Raw genomic sequence first — 250 nt, forward strand, 5'->3', positions numbered from 1 at the left:
CATGTTGTAACTGGTATCCCGCATCGGTCTCATAACGAACCGTTGCCAGGCTTGGGCGCAGCGCCCGTTTGGGATGAATGTATTCACGGAGAAGGGATATCTTGCCGGTGTAGCCCATGGATGTAATACCAATTAAATTTTCTAAACCCGTTGTGAGCATGGTGATCCGGGTAGGAAGGCAAGGCAAAGTGACGAGTCATAGCCGAAGCTATGGCAAGGAGCTTTAACGTAGAATTTCTGTCCGGATCAA

At 49.2% G+C, this 250-nt stretch carries 1 pseudogene; it reads right to left on the minus strand.

Annotated features, from left to right (window positions below):
* Positions 1 to 136: pseudogene (locus AK963_RS32995) on the minus strand (IS21 family transposase); the annotation flags it as partial.
* Positions 137 to 250 lie beyond the last annotated feature (114 nt).

The sequence above is a fragment of the Endozoicomonas atrinae genome (assembly GCF_001647025.1).
In the GTDB taxonomy this organism is placed as follows: Bacteria; Pseudomonadota; Gammaproteobacteria; order Pseudomonadales; family Endozoicomonadaceae; genus Endozoicomonas; species Endozoicomonas atrinae.